General features: G+C 43.7%; 16 protein-coding genes. 9 read left to right on the forward strand and 7 right to left on the reverse strand.

Annotated elements, in window-relative coordinates:
- The first annotated feature begins 1 nt into the window (after position 1).
- Positions 2 to 1,573 carry a DHA2 family efflux MFS transporter permease subunit gene (locus tag L4C35_RS16030; RefSeq protein ID WP_428463839.1) on the forward strand — a complete coding sequence of 524 codons (1,572 nt, stop codon included), beginning with the start codon at positions 2 to 4 and terminating at the stop codon, positions 1,571 to 1,573.
- Positions 1,574 to 1,713: 140 nt separating this feature from the next.
- On the opposite strand, the gene L4C35_RS16035 is transcribed toward L4C35_RS16030, so the two are convergent.
- Positions 1,714 to 4,086: a Lon protease family protein gene (locus L4C35_RS16035; protein WP_428463840.1), complete on the reverse strand. Its 2,373-nt coding sequence runs from the start codon at positions 4,084 to 4,086 to the stop codon at positions 1,714 to 1,716.
- 539 nt (positions 4,087 to 4,625) lie between these two features.
- Between L4C35_RS16035 and cspE (L4C35_RS16040) the strand changes: the two genes are divergently transcribed.
- The 4 genes from cspE (L4C35_RS16040) to L4C35_RS16055 all read left to right on the forward strand — a co-directional run bounded on the left by cspE (L4C35_RS16040) (position 4,626) and on the right by L4C35_RS16055 (position 8,025).
- Positions 4,626 to 4,838, forward strand: a complete 213-nt coding sequence (gene cspE, locus L4C35_RS16040) for a transcription antiterminator/RNA stability regulator CspE (protein WP_048897328.1) — start codon at positions 4,626 to 4,628, stop codon at positions 4,836 to 4,838.
- Positions 4,839 to 5,184: 346 nt separating this feature from the next.
- On the forward strand, positions 5,185 to 5,394 hold the full coding sequence (locus tag L4C35_RS16045; RefSeq protein ID WP_428463841.1) for a hypothetical protein: 210 nt from the start codon (positions 5,185 to 5,187) through the stop codon (positions 5,392 to 5,394).
- Between the two features lie 1,258 nt (positions 5,395 to 6,652).
- Positions 6,653 to 6,856: a transcription antiterminator/RNA stability regulator CspE gene (gene cspE, locus L4C35_RS16050; RefSeq protein ID WP_048897334.1), complete on the forward strand. Its 204-nt coding sequence runs from the start codon at positions 6,653 to 6,655 to the stop codon at positions 6,854 to 6,856.
- Positions 6,857 to 7,095: 239 nt separating this feature from the next.
- Positions 7,096 to 8,025, forward strand: coding sequence for a dienelactone hydrolase family protein (locus L4C35_RS16055; RefSeq protein WP_428463842.1), 930 nt, complete (start codon positions 7,096 to 7,098; stop codon positions 8,023 to 8,025).
- An 84-nt stretch (positions 8,026 to 8,109) separates the two neighbouring features.
- Here L4C35_RS16055 and L4C35_RS16060 read toward each other — a convergent pair whose 3' ends face one another.
- From L4C35_RS16060 to L4C35_RS16070, 3 genes are all read right to left on the reverse strand, one after another.
- The gene (locus L4C35_RS16060; RefSeq protein ID WP_428463843.1) at positions 8,110 to 8,988 is read right to left on the reverse strand and encodes a 6-pyruvoyl trahydropterin synthase family protein; all 879 of its coding nucleotides are present in this window, start codon (positions 8,986 to 8,988) and stop codon (positions 8,110 to 8,112) included.
- A gap of 159 nt (positions 8,989 to 9,147) precedes the next feature.
- Positions 9,148 to 9,531, reverse strand: a complete 384-nt coding sequence (locus L4C35_RS16065) for a SpoIIAA family protein (protein ID WP_428463844.1) — start codon at positions 9,529 to 9,531, stop codon at positions 9,148 to 9,150.
- Positions 9,532 to 9,651: 120 nt separating this feature from the next.
- Positions 9,652 to 10,794 (reverse strand): multidrug effflux MFS transporter, encoded by a 1,143-nt coding sequence (locus tag L4C35_RS16070; RefSeq protein ID WP_428463845.1) that lies wholly within the window; start codon positions 10,792 to 10,794, stop codon positions 9,652 to 9,654.
- A 109-nt stretch (positions 10,795 to 10,903) separates the two neighbouring features.
- Here L4C35_RS16070 and L4C35_RS16075 point away from each other — a divergent pair, with 109 nt between their 5' ends.
- Positions 10,904 to 11,686 (forward strand): AraC family transcriptional regulator, encoded by a 783-nt coding sequence (locus L4C35_RS16075; RefSeq protein ID WP_428463846.1) that lies wholly within the window; start codon positions 10,904 to 10,906, stop codon positions 11,684 to 11,686.
- Positions 11,687 to 11,892: 206 nt separating this feature from the next.
- Positions 11,893 to 12,249 carry a YibL family ribosome-associated protein gene (locus tag L4C35_RS16080; protein WP_428463847.1) on the forward strand — a complete coding sequence of 119 codons (357 nt, stop codon included), beginning with the start codon at positions 11,893 to 11,895 and terminating at the stop codon, positions 12,247 to 12,249.
- A gap of 79 nt (positions 12,250 to 12,328) precedes the next feature.
- Here the strand turns inward: L4C35_RS16080 and L4C35_RS16085 are convergent, their stop codons facing one another.
- Entirely contained in the window at positions 12,329 to 13,897 is a 1,569-nt protein-coding gene (locus tag L4C35_RS16085) for a long-chain-fatty-acid--CoA ligase (RefSeq protein ID WP_428463848.1), read from the reverse strand.
- 720 nt (positions 13,898 to 14,617) lie between these two features.
- Between L4C35_RS16085 and L4C35_RS16090 the strand changes: the two genes are divergently transcribed.
- Positions 14,618 to 16,321, forward strand: a complete 1,704-nt coding sequence (locus L4C35_RS16090; protein ID WP_428463849.1) for an L-lactate permease — start codon at positions 14,618 to 14,620, stop codon at positions 16,319 to 16,321.
- Between the two features lie 120 nt (positions 16,322 to 16,441).
- Here the strand turns inward: L4C35_RS16090 and L4C35_RS16095 are convergent, their stop codons facing one another.
- Positions 16,442 to 17,344 (reverse strand): LysR family transcriptional regulator, encoded by a 903-nt coding sequence (locus L4C35_RS16095; protein WP_428463856.1) that lies wholly within the window; start codon positions 17,342 to 17,344, stop codon positions 16,442 to 16,444.
- 205 nt (positions 17,345 to 17,549) lie between these two features.
- Between L4C35_RS16095 and L4C35_RS16100 the strand changes: the two genes are divergently transcribed.
- Positions 17,550 to 20,399 carry an FAD-binding and (Fe-S)-binding domain-containing protein gene (locus L4C35_RS16100; RefSeq protein ID WP_428463850.1) on the forward strand — a complete coding sequence of 950 codons (2,850 nt, stop codon included), beginning with the start codon at positions 17,550 to 17,552 and terminating at the stop codon, positions 20,397 to 20,399.
- Positions 20,400 to 20,560: 161 nt separating this feature from the next.
- On the opposite strand, the gene L4C35_RS16105 is transcribed toward L4C35_RS16100, so the two are convergent.
- Positions 20,561 to 21,175 carry a hypothetical protein gene (locus tag L4C35_RS16105; RefSeq protein WP_428463851.1) on the reverse strand — a complete coding sequence of 205 codons (615 nt, stop codon included), beginning with the start codon at positions 21,173 to 21,175 and terminating at the stop codon, positions 20,561 to 20,563.
- Positions 21,176 to 21,460: the final 285 nt, after the last annotated feature.

Below are 21,460 nucleotides of genomic sequence, written 5' to 3' on the forward strand. Positions count from 1 at the left end.
CATGAGTATGGTCTCCGACTCGGTATCCGCACCTATACCGTCACCTACAAGTAGCGAAGTACCACGCCGCCATTGGATCGCCTTATTTGGCGGTCTATTAGGTGCTTTTATGGCGATCTTAGATATTCAGATCACCAACTCATCGTTGAAAGATATTCAAGGTGCGCTATCCGCCACACTTGATGAAAGCTCATGGATATCGACCTCTTACCTTGTCGCTGAAATGATAGCAATTCCGCTAAGTGGCTGGCTGTCTATGGCACTGGGCAAACGCCGTTACTTAACCTGGACCACTGTGATTTTCACCCTGTCATCGTTGTTGTGTTCGATTTCATGGAACATGAGTTCAATGATTGTCTTTCGCGCACTGCAAGGGTTTAGTGGTGGAGCATTAATTCCATTAGCCTTTTCATTAGTGGTACAACTGCTCCCTATCCAAAAGCGCGCTATAGGTATGGCAATGTTCGGTGTCACCGCCACCTTTGCCCCTTCGATTGGTCCAACACTGGGTGGCTGGCTAACTGAAAACTTTTCGTGGCATTACATCTTCTACATCAATATTCCGCCCGCGATTTTCATGATTTTTATGGTGCGCTATGGCCTTGATGATGAACCACTCGATCTAGGTCGTTTACTTAAAGCGGACTGGCTTGGCATCATCACCATGGCATTAGGGCTTGGCTGTTTGGAAGTCGTGTTAGAAGAGGGCAATCGCGAAGAGTGGTTTAGCTCGCCATTCATTATTACCTTGGCGATTATCTCTGGGGTGAGTCTAGTGTATTTCGTGATCAACGAACTCCAACACAAAAAGCCACTGGTAAATTTACGCTTACTGTCTAATCGCCACTTTGCGATGTCGTGTATTGCCTATTTAATTTTAGGTATGGCGTTACTGGGTTCGATTTATGTCTTACCGCTCTACCTAACGCAAATACAGCGTTACAACGCGATGGAAATAGGCAGTGTACTAATGTGGATGGGGTTCCCGCAGTTACTGATATTTCCCTTGGTCCCTAAGCTGACTGCCATTATTAAGCCTAAATACCTAGTAACATTTGGTTTTGTCATGTTCGGCCTAAGCTGTTTTGTAAATACCCACATGACAGTGGACTATGGCGGCCAGCAGCTGATCTTCTCTATGCTGCTACGTGCGATTGGTAGCCCATTTATTATGGTGCCATTATCACTGGTTGCCATGCAGGGGATCAGCAAAGAACAAACACCTGATGCGTCAACCCTCACCAATGTGATGCGAAATTTAGGTGGGGCATTCAGTATCGCGATTATTGCGACCTTACTGGATAATAAAACGCGTGAGCATTTAGCACACATCAAAACCAGCTTACCTGCTGTAAGCACCGATGCTTGGTATCAGTTACAACAACAAGCAAGCGCATTCATGCACACAGGCAGTGACAGTGCCACGGCAATGCTACAAGCCCAAGCATCGTTAGCTGCCACCATGCAGCGCGATGCGGCCATCATGGCCTACAACGATGTGTTCTTGATGATGACAGCCTTTCTCGCCTTGGCAGCTGTGCTCATGTTTAGCAGTAAGAGCCAGCCGGTTTAGTAGCAAGAGTCAAAATTAGAAGAAAGAACCGCAATACAATATAAAAGAGGCAGCCCAGTAAGCACTCGGCTGCCTCTTCTTTTGTCTCACTTTTCACCTCAAGTAAAGCGCACATTGGCACGCGATACTAAGGCCGACTGTTAACGCCGCAGCGCATTCAACTTCGCTTGGGCCAAACCAAACAGGCTGTGGCTTGAATAGCCGTTGTCGCCATCTTGTTCATCAGCTGGCTTACCCGTTAGCAGCTCTAGCGCCTCAGTAACATGGCTGATAGCCCAAATATTAAATTCACCTTTTTCGACCGCTTCAACAATGTCTTTTCGTAACATCAGGTTATGTGCATTAGATTGCGGGATGATCACCCCTTGACCCGTTGCGCGTCCTTGAATAACACAAACATCATAAAACCCTTCGATTTTTTCGTTCACGCCACCAATGGGCTGCGCTTCACCAAATTGGTTCATTGAGCCTGTGATCGCAATATCTTGCCGTAATGGCTGCTGGGAAAATGCCGACACTATGGCGCATAGCTCGGCCATGGAGGCACTATCACCATCGACACCACCGTAAGATTGCTCGAACGTAAGGTGAGTAGTAAGCGGTATTTTCGCCGTTTTACCAAACACAGAGGCTAAATAAGCCGATAGGATCATCACCCCTTTCGAGTGAATGTTGCCGCCAAGTTCAACGCTACGCTCAATATCAAAAACTTGCCCTTCACCGTAGGCGGTTGTCGCTGTAATACGATTTGGCGCGCCAAATTGATAGTCAGACGTTGATATCACCGACAAGGCATTGATTTGACCGACTTTATCACCCTGTGTGGTCATTAGCGTGGTGCCATTAACAAAGCTTTGCATCACATGATCTTTCAAGCGACTCACGCGCATCTCTTGATTTTGCAGTGCTTGTTCTACGTGTGTGGCACGGATCATGGTGGCATTCGAGGCTTTCGCAACGTAATTCGTTTCACGCAGCAAATTGGCGATATCTGCTGAATGCAGTGATAACTTATTCTGATCGTCTGCTTGGCGTGAACTGTATTCGATAATGCGCGCTATGGCTTTACGATCGCAATGCAGCATATTATTGTCGTTAACAATACTCGAAATAAAACGAGCATACTGTTCTTCCGATTCATCGGTACGCGCCATTTCATCTTCAAAATCTGCAGTAACGCGGAACAGCTCGCTAAATTCAGGATCATAGTGTTGTAGCAAACGATAAGTTTCGTAATCACCAAACAAAATGATTTTCACATCGAGTGGGATCGGCTCAGGATCAAGCGAAACCGCACCCGATAAGGTCACTTCACGCTCTAATGAACTCAAGTTTAAGGTTTTCGCACGCAATGCACGCTTCAAACCATCCCATACATAAGGGCGTTCAAGCACTTTTACCGCATCCATCATCAGTACACCACCGTTTGCACGGTGAAGACTACCAGAGCGGATCAGCGAGAAATCAGTGAACACTGTGCCTTTATAAGTGGCGTTTTCCACGTAACCAAAAATGCTGTGATAACTCGGACTTTCTTCTACTACGACAGGAAATTTATGATCGTCTTGATTCACCAGCACATTCACTTGATAACGACGCGGCATTTTCTTTTCAAGCGCCGCGTAAGCCAGTGCGACCTGCTCTTCACTTTCACCAAGGAAAATATCTAGGTTATCTAGCATATCGGCCTGCATAGCCGACAAATACTGTTTTATCTCTGGTAAATGTTTGTACTTGTCTTTTAAGGCGGTGATCACGTGTGCGATCACTTCTAATGCAATCTCTTCATCGAGCTTTTGCAGCTTATCTGAATACGTTTCTTCCCATTCCGTCAACTTACGAACAATGCCGCGCAATTCGACTTCCAAACTATCAATCGCTTGCTCAAACTGCTGCTGTTCAGCTTCAGAGAGCGTTGCAAAGCTTTCTTCGGTATGCGGCTCTTCACCGTTCAAAGCAACCAGTTGATATTCACCTTGCGGTGTTAAACTTAAACTAATACTTTGGGTTTTCGCTTTACTTGTTAACGTCAGCAAGGCACCTTCTTGCTTCTTCGCCAGCTGCGATTTTAGCGTTTCAGCGCGGGAATAATACATCTCGTTATCGAATGCCAACGGCAATGCTTTAACCAGACGTGTCATCAGTTTTTCTATTTCTTTTTTAAATGTTATCCCTGTTCCTGCTGGTAACTTCAGCACGCTAGGAATACGAGTGTCATCAAAATTGGCAACATAGCACCAATCATACAAAGGCATAGCATTGCCATTCGGTTCATGACGATTTAAGTAACGCAATACCATGGTACGCTTACCTAACCCATTACGCCCAATCGCATAAATGTTATAGCCTTTTTCTTTTATCGACATCGCGAACTCGACCGCTTTTTGCGCGCGTTCTTGACCCACAATTTCATCCAGTGGCGTCAGATTTTTCGTCGATTTACATTCCTCGTTCAGTCCGTTGAGTGCCGAACCACGATACAGTTTTTCACTGCCTAGAGGTTGAATTGGCATAAGCATATCCCTCTGTAAGCTTCCATGGATTCAGTGTAGACATAAAATTATTGAATTTTAGTGACTTAGCTTACGGTTAACGGCTTAATACAAAGGAAACGAGCTTAGTTGCTGCTTTTACCGTCAATTCAATAAGAAAAACAGCCATAAACCTTATAAAAACAAAGGGTAATTATGCTAACTTCGCTACCGATTACGCAGTTATCTATTATTTTAATCCGCAATTATGTCCAGTAATTGGTTTAGGCTAACAGTGCCTCCTGACTAGCAGTAGAACGAGGCTAAGCAAAAAATCATCGGTTCACAGAAAAAAATTCAAAATAAACCTTTACAATATCCAAAGCTAAGGTATTATCTATCTCGCTCTGTTACACAGAGTTATTAATAAACATTAAGTAAAAGTAAAACCTCAGAATTTCTTCGTTATTGTTGTTATCCTCAGTGTTTCCTTAGCTTCATCGTCATATTCAATAATTCAAGCTTTCAGTGCACGCAAATTTTTTGCGATTATCTCATGAATTTTATATAAGGGGCATAACATGTCTGCTAAATCTACTGGTCTAGTAAAATGGTTTAACGAAGAGAAAGGTTTTGGTTTCATTACTCAAGACAACGGCGGTGCTGACGTATTCGTTCACTTCCGTGCAATCGCTTCTGAAGGTTTCAAAACTCTTGCTGAAGGCCAAAAAGTGTCTTTTGAAGTAGAGCAAGGCCAAAAAGGTCTTCAAGCTGCAAACGTTGTTGCACTATAATTTAGTGAATAACGTAATGGCTTTTTCTAGCCATTAAGCAAATTGACGTAAATGGTTTTATTGCCATTTACGTCATTTGAAAGCTTCATCCTCAGAAACACTTGCTCCGTTAATCGAAATACTCAATTATCTGCTTCTATATATCGCGACACGCTTTCGTCTCTTCGTTATATTCCCTTTCAGTTTTTAAGTAAAAACGCTGCAGATACATTCGCTATACATCTTTTTAATCTATTATTTATAAAAAATAAAGGATATTTATGTCTCGTTCAATCGGTCGTAAACGCTTTTGGTTTCAGCAATGTCGTAAAGAAATCACACAAACAAATACAGTAAAGGTAAATAAATGACAGTAAACTTTAATATTTTTAATGGCAATATCTCTTGGAGTGCATTAATACACCAATTAAATAGTGACATTTTATTGCGTCATATTTTAATGAAAGGCAATGTAGGCACAATAGACCTGAAACTTTCATATTGTGAAGAAACAGGTAAAGGTAATATCATCAACAAAGACAATCAACTTGTTGGTAACTTTTCTACTTATTTCTAATATCTATCAACACCTTAATCCTTCTTCGCCTAGGATTATAAATAGTGTAATGCGCAAACTTTAATTATTAATATTGCTCGTTATACAATATATTGACTGACTTACAGTCTATATAACTACTCACAGTTAATATAATAATTAGTCGATATTCTGGCTATTGAATAACATATCATTCCCTTTATAGTGATCCATAAAGTGGAGTGGTAAAGTTTATTTCAAGCCAGTAAAGTACATCTCAGTCATATCACAATCAGCTCCCGTATATATCTAATTTAAATAGATGCCCTCATTATAAAATACACAATCCCTCAAGCAGGCACCTTGTTACTGCAACTTCACCACATCTACTATCAATTGCATTAGAAAATTGTTCGCTTGTAATCAAGCATCGGATCCATCTTTAGTCATGTTCAACATAGTATTTTTAGCAAAGTACCCATTCTTTACGCCTACACTCTTCACCTCTGACATCATAAAGCCATACAGAGACCCCAGCTTAAGCTCAGGCAGAGTCGTTAGATTAGTATCATTGGGCATGCTCTTGCTACGCGCTAACACCCCAAATTAGCATCAGCTGAACACCCCAAATTAGCATCAGCTGAACACCCCTGAAAGTTACAGCGTCACTAATCTATTTTTTGTCTGCCTAGTCAGCGCCATGGATAGGTTCATTTATGGCTTTGCAACCAAATCATACTAAGCACACACTCAATAAATACTGCAGCATACTTTTCCCGCTTATTATTCACCGATCCCATCTATGCTCGATAATGGCCATTAGAGAAAAGTCTTTTCAACTGGTACAGCCCCCCACCAGACACTCTCGCTGATGAGCTGGCCGCCATCAAATTCTGACAGCCAAAATTTTCTGTTCGTGAGCAAACATCACTCTCGTTGATAACAGACTAAATAGTGATTCAATAAGCACCCATCACGCTGATTTTTTATACTGCAAAACAGGCTGAGGATTCTCCGTACAGCAGAAGAAGTTAATAATTAATCATAATGTGATTTAAAAAGTAAAATTCCTTCCAAATAACGCTAGACAACCCTCTATATCTTGGTATGATTCTTCTCGGCCTGTAATCAGACCTATTCAATGTAATAAATATTATGCTTTAAGAAATCTTCGCTGCATCTGCTATACCAGTTAATGTCATGAAGTCTTCCCTGTCATAAATTTTACATAAATATGTAATTTTTTACTTGGCTACCCTAATCGCATATTGCGAGTTTTTTATATTAAAAGGATACACTCATGTCTACTGGCATCGTAAAATGGTTTAACGAAGAGAAAGGTTTCGGTTTCATCACTCAAGACAACGGCGGCGCTGACGTATTCGTTCACTTCCGTGCTATCGCTTCAGAGGGTTTCAAAACTCTTGCTGAAGGTCAAAAAGTTTCTTTCGAAACTGAGCAAGGCCAAAAAGGTCTTCAAGCTGCTAACGTAGTTAAGCTATAATTTAGAAGTTTTAATACTTCCAAGATTATTAAAATGCTGGCCTAGGCCGGCATTTTTTATGCCTGTTATTTACAAGTACACACAATTACTTCTTTTATATCAATTGTTTACACCCAAGCCTACACACCTGCAATTCAACTTTTATTCATTCTTACCTCAACCCAACAATGCGTTTGCTACGCACACTTCAATTAATAGCTATGCTTTATACCAATCAGGGTTAGCGAAGTGAGTACTATATGAGTGAACAACGCAAACACATCAAACAAGATGCCGCCTCTGAGCCGCTTCAGCCCATCCCACAGGAAGCGTTCGATTGGTACGATGAATATGCTCATGGCCTGATCGATCGACGAGAATTCTTGGCACGGCTATCGGGGCTGGCCCTTGTGGGGATGAATCTCTCTTTACTGACCAATGCCCTCCTGCCTAATTATGCCCATGCAGAACAAATATCGTTTAATGACCCAGACATTATCGCCAGCTATCAAACTTTTGCTTCTCCCAATGGACACGGTGAAGGTCGTGGCTACCTTGTTATGCCAAACCCGTTACCTACCAATGCACCTGTAGTATTAGTGATCCATGAAAACAGAGGGTTAAACCCTTACATTAAAGACGTTGCTCGACGAGCAGCTAAGAGGGGCTTTATCGCATTTGCACCCGATGCGTTATACCCATTAGGCGGCTATCCCGGTAACGATGATAAAGGCAGAGAAATGCAAAAAAGCCTCGATAAAGCCAAACTTGAACAAGACTTTATCGCTGCGGCGCAATTTATCAAAGGGCATGCCAATAGCAACGGAAAATTAGGGGCGGTAGGTTTTTGCTTCGGGGGATATGTGGTCAATATGCTCGCGGCAACGTTAGGCAAGGATCTCAATGCGGGTGTACCTTTTTATGGGACACCACCAGAAAAAACACTACGTCAGCAAATCAAAGCGCCGCTACAATTTCACTTTGCGAGCTTAGATAAGCGCGTGAATGCAACCTGGCCCGACTACGAAGCCGATCTTAAGGCAATGAACGCGCAGTACCATGCCTACCTATACCAAAATGTGAATCATGGCTTTCACAACGATTCTACCGCGCGCTACGCTGAACCTGACGCAGAACGCGCATGGCAAAGAACCATGGATTTTTTCGATAAGCATCTCGCAGCCAGTTAACGTTTCTCTTTAGCTATGCTATAAAAAAATCCCCACCACTGACGTGATGGGGATTGCTACATTTTTGCACCTGTAAGCGTTAATCTATAATGATGCCATCGCACCTTTACCGACACCTTCGTAAGCCACGACATCCAGTGTGTCGTCGTCTGTCAAAGTCGCTTTTACGTGCTGTGCGATATAGCCTGCAAGTAATTCAACGGTCGTATCCGTTTCAAGGATTTCTGTTTCACTGCGGGCAATCGCCAGTTCAAATTCACCTTGTGGAGCTGTGTAGCGGAAACCATAGTGGGTTTCATCCGTCACAAGCTGAGCATGCTGACTTAGCGCAAGCGCATCAACACTGATCTGATCTTCGATTGAACCTAAGTAAATGTCTTGCCAACGCAGTGCCCATTGCTGTTCACGCTCAGCATCACGCTGACCGTTCACCAATAATTCAACAGGTGAGCGGTGGCCATGCGCGATACGCTGGCAGTTGCCGTCATGCTTTTTCAAACCGTGAGTATAGTGATAGAAAGCACCGTCAATATTTTCATGGCGTAAGGTGATTTCTAGCCCTTGTACATTGGCTGGTAGCTCGTCTTTTAACACTTGGTATACGTGCTCTGTCACCGTTTCCACTGTGATGGCATCAGTATCCACCAAGCAATACGCTTCATCTGGACAATGTAAATGAATACCCTTTTCGCCACGTAACATATCAAGCGTTGAGTACCCATTTTTCGTTGTCGCAAGGTGAACAGAAGGATCACGCATTGGCACTAACAGGCGGTGATCAACATATTCATCAACCAAGTGTTTGATTTGCTTTTTCACACGGCTAAAATCTAACACCATGCTCATTTCATTTAGCTCACCAGACATCACCACATCCAGAATCCAGCTTTCCCCTACCATACCGCGCGTGGCGCAGAGGTACGAGGCATCGATAACGGTAAGATCTTTAACGAATAGCTTCAAACTGAAGTCCTTATTGATAATAGTTGTCGTTTTGCTAAGAGCAGGCATTATACGCGCCAAATAGAGTGAGTAAACCTTGTAAGTCTCCTCAGTACCTTCATCCGCTTACCAAGGGGACTATCATACGTTGAATGATGGTTAATTCGACTATTTATACGGCTATACGCCTCCTCTTAACCACGCTAAGGCATCAAGCGGATCATCAAAATATCTCACTTCGCCTGCCACAAACCACCCCCCGACTTTTGCCATGATCTCTTGCCAACGCTGATTACCATAAATCGCAATACGACGGAATTTTTTACCGTGCTTTAGCCCTAGCCGTAAGTCATCCCACGCGGCTTGTAGCTCCCAGCCTTCAAATTCAGTACCATCGAAATAAGCATCAATAATCGGTGTCTCTACCTCAGCAAGCGCTTCATCCAAAATCGGCACTATTTTTTCATAATCCGCATGGGTTAATGTGCCTGTGGCTTTTAGCTCTATAAAAAACAGATCGTCTTTTCGTTCAATATCCATCGCTAAGCCGTGAACAACCGCCATAACAACCTCCTTCGTATTAGCAATAGTTTATTTTTCTCTACCTGAGTGTAGCGGCTTTCCCAGTACCTGAAAGAAGGAGGAAAACATCAAAATAAGCCACAAGCCAAAACAGAAGATAAATCAACGTAAACGATAAGATAACCAACACGCGATAACACTTGCTAAGCACAGCACGCTACCTAGATGTTGCCACCAGCCAGAAAGTGCGAGCCCTAAACCTAATAGCAAATAGTAACTCAAGCCAAAGAGTGCCCCAGCGGTTCCTGCTACTTGTTTATAGTTCACTAAAGCTTGGCTTAAAATATTAGGTATTGCGATACCAAAGCTGATCACCACTAGCATCATCGGTAATAAGAAGCCTATGCTGTCTTGCAATAACCACACACCACAACCACCAACTAAAGCCGCAACTGAAGCAATAAAAACTAATTGATCCGCTGCTATTTTTTTAGCATGAAGTCGTTTATTTAAAATGCTACCGATAAAACAGCCGGCAGCCAACACGATACCACTATAACCAAAATCAACAGAGCTAAGACCAAGACGCTGAAAAGCAAATGGTGCTAATGAGTAATAGCTAAATAACATAATATTAAACAGCGCAATCAATACTGAATTTAGCCAAAGTCGTTGATCTACTAACATTATTTTCGCAACTTTTAGCAAGCTAAGATGCTGACTCAGCTCCTGCGACGAAACAACTTGCTGAGGTTGTGTTTCTGGCAAATATATTACCGTGAGCGTAAGCAAGATAAGCGCAAGTGCTAGTAAGCAGCTAAACACTAAAACGTGGCCCCCCAAAGTGGCTAACCAACCACCACTCAATAAACCAATCACAGGACTTAACGCAATTCCGGCCCCCATAATGGAAAATAGCTTCGCTAAATCTGAACCTTGGTAGCTATCACGTAACATGGTTTGTGCCACCACTGAACCAACTGCAGCCCCAAAAGCAGAGACAATACGGGCCCCTAACAACACCTCAAAGTTAGGGGCAATAATGGCAAGACCGGCACCAATGCCATAAGTAACCAAGCCGAGTAACATAGCGTAACGACGTCCAATCACATCCGCCAATATCCCCCAGCACAGTACTCCCAAGGCAAACGCAATAAAGTAAACCGATAATGTTTGTGCCGCTGTAGTTTGCGCGACTGAAAATGTTGTCGCGATATGTGGTAGTACTGGACTATAAATAGTTTCGATGATTTGAGGAAACATCATCAATAGCACCATTAACCATGTGCTAGGTTTTCTTGTCATTAGTTTGTACCGTTTCGTTTGTTCATCTGATGGCCGTAATTATAGCTAGCACCAAAATGTCTCGTTATAATCATTAGAACAAAATACATCAAAATAAGGACAGCTCTATATGGCCTTCATTACTGGCGACACTCCCTTTAATCCAGATACATTGGCTGCAAGTGTTGTGGGCATTGCCGCGGATGTTGGTCAACACGATTCAGGGCTCCACCATCACCAGATGGCGCAACTACTCTTTGCCCCTAAAGGCTGTATGACAATATCTCTGGAACAGCAGCAAAGTGTATTGCCGCCAACACGTGCAGCATGGATCCCGCCTGGGATCAATCACCGCGCCGTGATGCGTAATGTAGTGTCTTATCGTTCGATCTATTTTTCTCCTAGCCTTTATGCCGATCTTCACCCGATCGCGGCATTAGATCGGATACAGATCCTCAGCGTAAATAATTTACTCAGTGCATTGATCGAGCGGATGGCTTTTTGGTCATGGGATATGCCAAACCAAGAACAATCCACCTTGCTGGCGCTATTTTGGCAAGAACTCCAATCAGCCCCACCAGAGCACCTCTCCTTACCCCTGCCCAAAGATCCACGCCTGAGCGTTTGGTGGCAACAGCTTGAAGCCGACCATACACCGCCACCACCATTAAACATCATGGCGAAAAGCATAGGTGCGAGTGAAAAAACCATCAGCCGTATTTTTAGTCGTGACACCGGGATGCCTTATCAACAGTGGCGGCAACAATGGCGTTTATTGGCTGCTATCGAGTTCTTAGCTGAAGGTAAGCCAGTATCAGATACCGCTTTTCTATTGGACTTTTCCAGTGACAGTGCTTTCATTAGCTTTTTTCGCCAACATGTCGGAGAAACCCCAAGTCAGTTCATGCGCTAGAGCTGTCCATGTCAAAAACAAGCTTATGCGGTAACCCCTTGATGATTGAAGATAAGCAAGAGCAACGGCAAACATCGCTATAAATATGTGATTTATTTAGCAGCATGTTTGTTCTAGCTGTTATACTTTGCGCAATAACACGCAACAGCCATGGTCTTCGCACCAACTGTTGGGCTGTATCGCTATGTACACCTAAAGGTAACAAGATGAATTTAAAGCAAGAACTTCAAAATTTGAATAACCGACTAGACAAATGCCGCAATAAACTAGCTGCAGCAAAAAGTCGTAACGATCAGCCAATCGTGAATCAATTCAAAAATGAAGTTGCTAAGCTTGAGAAACAACGTGACAGCATCAAGAATGCCCAATCACGTCAAGCAAACGACAAAGGTAACGACATTAAATCAATGTCATTTAACCGCGCACTGACAAAAGCAGAGCAAGCGGATATGGGTAAACTAAAGAAATCTGTTAAAGGTTTAGTTGTCGTTCACCCTATGACTGCAATTGGTCGTGAAATGAAAATTAAAGAAGTGACTGGTTTTGCAAACAAACCATTTTAAGCTGCTTTAACGCTCCATTAAAAACGCGGTTCATCCTAAGATGAACCGCGTTTTTTGTTATCTATTCTACTGATAATAATCAGGCTGATGCTTGCTCCTGACGGTGTTGTTGCTCAACAACTTCTGCTTTTAGATCTTTCTTCAGAATTTTACCCGTTGCGCTCATCGGCAACTGCTGACGTATTTCAACACTGCGCGGGTATTTAAACGCAGCAAACTGTTCTTTACCCCATTCATACAAGGCGCTTTCTTCTATATCAGCCTCTTCTTTCAATACCACGTAAGCTTTAATCTCTTCGCCGTATTCGGCATTCGGAATACCTATCACGGCAACCATAGCAACCGCGGGGTGGGTCATAAACACTTCTTCAATTTCACGTGGATACACATTAAAACCGCCACGGATAATCAAGTCTTTCACTCGGTCAACAATGTACATGTTACCATTGTCATCAAAGCGACCAATGTCACCAGTATGAAACCACCCATCGCGCATCGCTTCTGCTGTTGCTTCAGGGCGGTTCAAATACCCTTTCATCACGTTATGGCCTCGAATCACGACTTCACCTTCTTTACCTGTCGCGACTGGCTGACCTGTAATATCGACCAATCGTACCTCTACCCCTTGGATAGGCTGACCAACCGAGCCGGGAATACGGGGTTGATCAAGGTGATTAAAACAAGCAACAGGGCTGGTTTCTGACAAACCATACCCCTCTAAAATAGGCACACTAAACCGACGTTCAAAGGTATGGATAACTTCTTTTGGTAACGATGCACCACCACTAATCGCAATGCGTAATGTCGAGGTATCATCATCACTGTGGCAATGATTTAGGCCAATATACATAGTGGGAACACCGGCAAAAGCCGTTACTTTATGTTTAGCTATCAGTGATAGCACTAAGCTTGGTTCGAAGCGGGGCACCAGTACCATGGTTGCCCCCATCAATACCGAAGCATTCATTTGTACTGTTTGACCAAAAGTATGAAACAAAGGCAGTGTTACCAATTGAACATCGTCCCCTTGGCACCCCATCAGTGTTTGCGCCACGAGAGCATTACACACCATGTTGCTTTGGCTTAGCTCCGCCCCTTTTGGTAACCCTGTGGTACCCGAGGTATAGAGGATAACGCAAGTATCTCCTTCTAAACGCGGCACATAATCAGCAAGCGGTGGTTGTTGACTGATAAAGCGACTGAGTGTTGGCATACCGTTATAGATCAGCTGACTTTGGTCAGCCGTCATCACCACCATACCCTCACACTCCGCCACTTGATTAAACGCCGCAATACCTTCTTGCGCCATAGGCAGATCGGGCGTGCCTTCAAAGCAGAAGAAAAATTTCGCTTGCGAATCTTCAAGATGATACTTAATTTCACGCTGACGTAATAACACGTTGAATGGCACCACGACACCACCCGCTTTCTGAATGCCGTAATACACAATAGGAAAGAACGGTAAGTTGGGGCAGCTTAAAGCAACACGATCACCCGCTTGCAATCCCTTCGCCACTAAACCACTGGCTACCTGACCCGCTAACGCATCAAACTGGGCGTAGGTTAATTGGGTATCACCACAAATAATGGCTGTTTTATTGGGTTTACATTGCGCATTTCGCTGTAGGGCAGCAGCAAGACTCATCATAACGTTATACCTTCATCCTTGATTATCATTATGTTTAGAGGCAGTTAAACGCTCGTTTAATACTCACGTTTTATCTCTTGTTCATATAGATAGTCAGCCGCAGGTTCAAAGTCAATCTACCCTCAATAAATGTTAATTATTTGTGATCAACATTCGCTATTCGCTCTTTCAACCATAAGTAACCCTTTCTACTCGTTATTCACCCCTTAATAAGAGCTGTAATTAAATTACAAAAACAACCCTTTAAATCATATTTCCACGGAATAAGTTGTTAAGTTACGCCAAAAATAAAATCAATTAGCTTTGTACTATCAAGTGATTAGACATCTTTGGCCCGCACACCATCAAATTCACTTACTTTATTAATGGATATATCGAAAATCACTGTTTCCTGCCATCGCATAATCCCCGCCTTACAATATCGATTAATCAGTTGTTACACCCTTGTTTTATATGGCTTCGTAAGCGTGATCATATTTTAAAACATTCATTAACATTAAACCTTATCGCTCATAAGGTAATTACCCAGCAAAAAAGAGGCATAGCCATACGTTTTTTCGGCCGTAGAATGTCTTCCCCACAAAAAACAGCTAACAGAAAATTACTTTTCTAAATACAGCCTGTAACCCAAACAACATAATTATAAATAAGGCCGCAATACCAAAGTATTTATCTAACCCGCTAGGTAATTTACTGGCCAAGCACATGGAGTGGAAAAACATGACGTCCCTATTTTTATCCGTTATGCCGATTATCATCCTGATCTGGATGATGACCAAGAAAAACGGCTTACCCTCGCACATTGCCCTGCCTATCACCGCTTTGATGGTTGGCTTGTTGCAATTGTTTTATTTCAATACTGATTTCACCTTAATTAGCGCCAACATCATTGCTGGTATCCTTTCTGCTATCACCCCAATTTCCATTGTTGCTGGCGCGATTTTATTAAACCGAATGATTTACCTATCTGGCTCTGAAGACATTATTCGTCGTTGGCTGGAAGGGATCAGTAAAAACCAAGTAGCACAGTTGATGATCATTGGCTGGGCATTCGCTTTCATGATTGAAGGGGCGTCAGGCTTTGGTACACCAGCCGCGATTGCTGCGCCTATTTTAGTTGGCTTAGGTTTTAACCCATTGAAAGTCGCTATGCTCGCGCTGGTGATGAACTCGGTGCCTGTCTCATTTGGCGCGGTTGGCACTCCAACTTGGTTTGGCTTCTCTAACCTTGGCTTAGATGATGCAACCCTGCTTGAAACCGGAAAAATTACTGCGCTTATTCACTTTGTCGCGGCCTTCATTATTCCACCAATGGCTCTGCGCTTTATCGTTAGCTGGAGTGAAATTCGTAAGAACTACCTGTTCGTGCTGATCAGTACTTTGTCATGTACTGTGCCTTATTTCCTATTGGCACAGTGGAATTATGAGTTCCCAGCGTTAGTCGGTGGTGCGATAGGTCTTATCCTGTCGGTAGTAGTAGCACGCTTTGGGCTCGGGCTCGCAACAGCAGAACAGCAGGTGGCAAAAACGGCAGTCGCCGGTGAAGCAGCAGCACTGGGTGACGCTGTATCAATGAACATGGCACCCGTGTCATCACAATCAGCAACATCAGGTGTTACCAAACAGTCACAGCCAGACAATCAGCCAGACAATCAGCCTGTCTCATCAGGCCAAATATTGAAAGCAATGACACCGACGATCCTGCTGATTGCCATTCTTATCGTGACGCGCATTAAGCAACTCGGTATTAAATCCATGCTGACTGATGGCACTGAACTCTTTACCGTATCATTCGGGCCTTTAGGAGATTTCAGTTTAAGTAAAGCGTTAATTCTAAAACTCAGCCATATCCTAGGCACTGATGTTACTTGGGCGTATAAAACGCTTTATGTACCCGCGTTGATCCCTTTCTTATTAGTGGTGTTAATTTCAATTCCATTGTTCAAACTGCAAGGTAACATCGTTAAGCAGATGTTTTCTGAAACCGCCAGCCGTATCAAGATGCCATTTATCGCCTTGGTTGGTGCGCTCATCATGGTGAAATTGATGATGACGGGTGGTGAAAACTCGCCAATCATGACAACGGGTCAAGCCTTCTCTGATTTAATGGGGACAAGCTGGCAGTATGTGGGGGCGTATTTGGGTGCTCTTGGCGCGTTCTTCTCGGGATCCGCAACGGTTTCAAACCTGACTTTCGGTGCGATTCAACAAACCATAGCGATGAATGTTGGTCTACCTCAGACCACTATTTTAGCCCTACAATCGGTTGGTGGTGCGATGGGGAATATGGTGTGTATTAATAATATTATCGCGGTTTCGACTATTTTGGGTATCGCCAACAAAGAAGGCTATATTATTAAACGTACCGTCATTCCGATGATTGCATACGGTATTGTGGCAGCAATTATGAGTACCGTGATTTAACGGACAAGGTAAGTACCTTAACCAGGCAGTAAACCCCGCCACAAAAAAAAGCGAAATGGTCTGATTCAGTATCAGAATCTCCATTTCGCTTTTTCTGTTTTATTGTCTGTACTCGCCGCGCTAAAACTTCTCGAGGTGATTTTGATAACACTGATATAAGTGCTCAATAAACAATTTCACTTTAATTGGCTGGTGGCGGGTATACGGGTAAATCGCATAAATTCCTAAGTACTTAGCGACTTGCTCTTGCAGTACTTCGATCAAAGTGCCCGCTTTCAAGTCTTCTGCCACTAGTACTTTAGGCACATACACCAAGCCTTGGCCAAATAAAGCAGCACGACGCAAAGCTGATGCATTATTGGTAGTGAAGTTACCATTCACCTTAACGGTACACGGCTTATCCTCCCCCTTAAACAACCATTCTTGAGCACCTGTTTCTTGGAAACTGTACGCCAAACAATTATGCTGTGTGAGCTCTGAAGGCGCTTTAGGAATACCACAACGCGCGAAATAATCAGGTGCACCACAGATCACCCAATGGGCATCGACTAACCGCCTCGCAATAAAGCTCGAATCAGGCAGCGCCCCCGTTCGAATGGCTAAATCAAACCCTTCAGCCACAATATCGACAAAGCGGTTATCCAAATCCATATCAATATGAATATCAGGGTACTTAGCACTAAACTCAGCAATAGCCTTTGGCAATATCAGCTCCCCTGAAATAGTCGGCACACTGATCCGAATCGTCCCTGTTAGGCTTTCGCCTAAACCACTCATGGCTTGCTCGGCATTCTGTACCGAATGATAAACCTCTCTAGCATGGCTAAAAAAAACCTCTCCCGCTTCGGTTAATGTCAGCTTTCGAGTTGTTCGATAAATGAGCTGCACCCCAAGCTCTTGTTCTAATCGAGTGATCCGTTTACTCACTACCGATTTGGTCAGGCCAACAAGATCCGCCGCTTTGCTAAACGAGCCTTGCTCAATTAAATGGAAAAAAATCAGGAAATCATCAGTGCTTCGCATCATTAGTACACTTTTTGCAACAAACATATGTATTGGTAGCAGTATATCAACCAAACAAATGCTATTAAAATGTTAATTCTGATAGTAAGCCGATCTTTTGCTAAACAAGAAGCCTAAAAGGGCCAAGCAAAACTATTTATAATTAACCCACCAGCATTTCCTGTCACGATGTTTAAAGGCAGCTAAGGCCATGGAGCAATAGAACATGCAACATCCCTACACAACACTCATAGAACAATTAAAAGATACCGTTGATGCACAGCGGATAATTACCGACCCAACCTTGACCTTGGCATACGGTACTGATGCAAGTTTCTATCGCTTAGTGCCTAAGATCATTTTGCAGCTAGACTCGCTCGATGAAGTCGTTGCCGCAATCAAAGCCTGCTACGCACTCACTATTCCTGTCACTTTTCGCGCAGCGGGTACCAGCTTATCTGGCCAAGCATTATCAGATTCTGTCTTAATTACGCTGACCAATAACTGGCGTAACTATAAAATCAGTGAAGACGCCCACCAAATCACGTTACAGCCAGGCATCATTGGTGCTGAAGCTAATAAGCTACTCGCGCCACATGGCCGTAAAATCGGCCCCGATCCCGCTTCTATCAATACCTGTAAAATCGGTGGTATTGCGGCAAACAACGCATCAGGCATGTGTTGTGGTACCGCCCAAAACAGTTATAAGACCTTAGCAGGCATGACAGTGGTATTAGCCGACGGTACGGTATTAGATACCCTCAATGCTGATAGCCGCCATGCATTCCAACACTCTCATGCTGAATTACTTAACGATTTGGCTGAACTCGCCACGGCTTGCCAACAAGATGAAGAACTGGCCGATAAAATCCGCCATAAATATCGCTTAAAAAACACCACGGGTTATAGCCTGAATTCATTAACCGATTACAGCGATCCAATTGATATTTTACAGCACCTCTTTATCGGCTCAGAAGGTACACTCGGTTTCATTGCCGACATCACCTACAACACTGTGATCGATCACGCTCACAAGGCATCAGGCCTGTACGTATTCAAGGATATTGAAACCACCTGTCGTGCAGTCAGCGAACTTGGCAAAACCACCGCAGCGGCTGTTGAACTGATGGACAGTCGCGCATTAGCATCGGTGGCCAATGAGCCAGGCATGCCTGATTTCATCGCTCAACTTGGACAAGAAGGCAATACCGAAGCAGCTGCATTATTAGTTGAAATCCACGGAGAAGATAAGGCCGATCTCGCACAGCAAGATGCTACGATTACCGCGCTGATTAACCAATTTGGCCCAATGCACCAAGTGGCGTTCAGTACCGATACCACGGTTTGTGCACAACTTTGGGCGATTCGTAAAGGCTTATTCCCCGCAGTCGGTGCCGTGCGCGAAACCGGCACCACGGTGATCATTGAAGATGTCGCCTTCCCCATTGAACAGCTCGCGCCAGCCGTTCGTGAACTGCAAGAACTGTTCACCCACTATCACTACCACGAAGCGATTATTTTTGGTCATGCTTTAGCGGGTAACTTACACTTTGTCTTTACACAAGCATTCGATAGCCAAGAAGAAATTCAGCGTTACAGTGATTTTATGGATGCCGTGGCCCAGTTAGTTGCCGTGGATTACCAAGGCTCGCTAAAAGCCGAGCATGGTACTGGCCGTAACATGGCTCCTTATGTCGAGTTAGAGTGGGGCCAAGCAGGCTTTGCACTCATGCAGCGTATTAAGCAGATTTTCGATGTGACGGGTATTTTAAACCCAGGGGTGATCATTAATGACGATCACCAAGCCCACGTCAAAGACCTCAAAGCCATGCCTGCGGCAGATACCTTGATCGACAAATGCATTGAATGTGGTTTTTGTGAACCCGTGTGTCCATCGCGCAACCTGTCTTTGACGCCACGTCAGCGTAATACCGTGTTCCGTGAAATCAGTCGATTACGTCGCACTGAAGAAGATCCAGCCCGACTAGCTGAAATGGAAAAAGCCTTCCAATATCAAGGGGTCGATACGTGCGCGGCAACTGGGCTTTGTGCCGACCGCTGCCCTGTCGGTATCAATACGGGCGACCTGATGCGCAAACTGCGCCAGCAACACTCGCCAATGGCTAAGTCTATCGCTCGTTGGACTGCCGATCATTTCTCTGCCATTACCAAAACAACCAAGGTGAGCCTAGGTGTGGTGAATGGTGTCCACGCTGTGATTGGCACCAAAGGCATGAAAGCAATTAGCAAAACGGCCTATAAATTAAGTGGTGAAAAGCTGCCATTATGGACAGAGCACATGCCACGTTCAGCAGGGAAAATGAAAGCACCGACCATCTTTGCGATTGGCAAAGAAAAGGTGGTCTATTTCCCTAGCTGTGCCTCACGTAACATGGGCACCGAGAAAAATGCAGTCGATGCGCGTCCATTAGCGGAAGTGACCATTTCACTACTAGAAAAAGCAGGTTACGAGGTCATATTACCGAATAAACTCGACAACTTGTGCTGTGGTATGCCGTATAAGAGCAAAGGCTTTGTCGACACAGCAGCCAATAAAGCGCAAGAGCTAGAAAACAGTTTATGGCAGATATCTGAACAAGGTAAATTGCCAGTATTAATGGACACCAGCCCATGCGCCAGCCTGAGTAAAGAAACCATGCGCCAAGGCATTACCATTCTAGAGCCATTTAAGTTTGTGGCGGATTTTGTGCTGCCGAAGCTCGACATCACACCCCAAGATGAACCCGTCATGCTGCATATCACCTGTACTTCACGCCGTAGTGGCTTAGCAGGTGTAATGCAAAAGGTGACAGAAGCTTGTGCCAAACAAGTGATTATTCCAGAAGATATTCTGTGTTGTGGCTTTGCCGGTGATAAAGGCTTTACCACGCCAGAGCTCAATGCCTCTGCCCTTGCGCCGTTGAAAGCCCAAGTACCAAGTAACTGCAATGAAGGCTATTCAAACAGCCGTACCTGTGAGATAGGCTTATCAGAACACAGTGGCATTGAATACCGCTCGATATTGTATTTAGTGGATAAGGTGAGCCAAGCACCTGCAGTTAGCCAAACAGACTAAAATTTAGCGCTTACTACGTAAGCATCCGCAACAAACCAAAACGCTCAGCAAGGCTAACAGCCCCTGAGCGTTTTTTTATTTACAGTGTAAAGTGCGACTAGGCTAACGCGATCAGTAGTCTCGATCACCGATTCCAATACTACTCACAATATGAAATAGTATTAAAACTGCTTGCCGTATTCCCAATCTGCCACTTTAATAAATCGGAGGGTSTCKACATTGTGTTTATTAAAAATATCTACCAACCTTTTATGTAAAATCGTATAAYCCTTATCTATTTTTTTTGGCTGAAACATTAGCCTTTCTTCTTCGGGAATAGCAGCTAACACCTCAGATTTAAAAACAAATTTTTCAACATCATGACGAGCATCTTTAGGATCATACTCATCGATAAGACTGCGTTCAAAATCAACGCAATCAACTCTGTCGTAATAATTGAAGGTCCAGTAACCTTCAAGGTAGTTATTATCATCATTGATAATCACAGAGGGATACAATTGCAAATGACGGATATTGAAGCCTTTTATATCTTCATATATTTCATCACGCACAACCAAGGTCGATATATTGACGTGCGCTTTACTATATAAACGCGTTACCCCTCTTGCCTTATCTTCCTCTTTGTAGCCATTTTCAAAAAATAGGGGTTCTTCGCCAAAGCGTAATTTTTCAAATTCAAAGTCCCTATCCGCACTTTTTTTCAATGCCTTCAAATATAACGTTTGTGGATTGAACTTTTTAAACACCAAGTAGTATTCATTTTCAAAATCATTCATTTTGTCACCTTCGGGGTCCAACTTTCACCACTGTAAATTTAAACAAACGCGCTAAGGCCACTTTAATGGTAATGGCGTTCGACATTACCATCAAAACTAAAACCAGACGCCTCAATGAGCGATTAAAACTGCTTGCCGTATTCCCAATCTGCCACTTTAATAAATCGGAGGGTGTCGACATTGTGTTTATTAAAAATATCAACTATCTTCTTGTGAAAAATCGTGTAGTCTTTATTTGCATTCGCAGGCATAATTATCAGCCTTTCCTCTTCGGGAATAGCAGCT

Origin of the sequence: Photobacterium kagoshimensis, assembly GCF_050337045.1 — a bacterium.
Lineage (GTDB): Bacteria > Pseudomonadota > Gammaproteobacteria > Enterobacterales > Vibrionaceae > Photobacterium > Photobacterium kagoshimensis.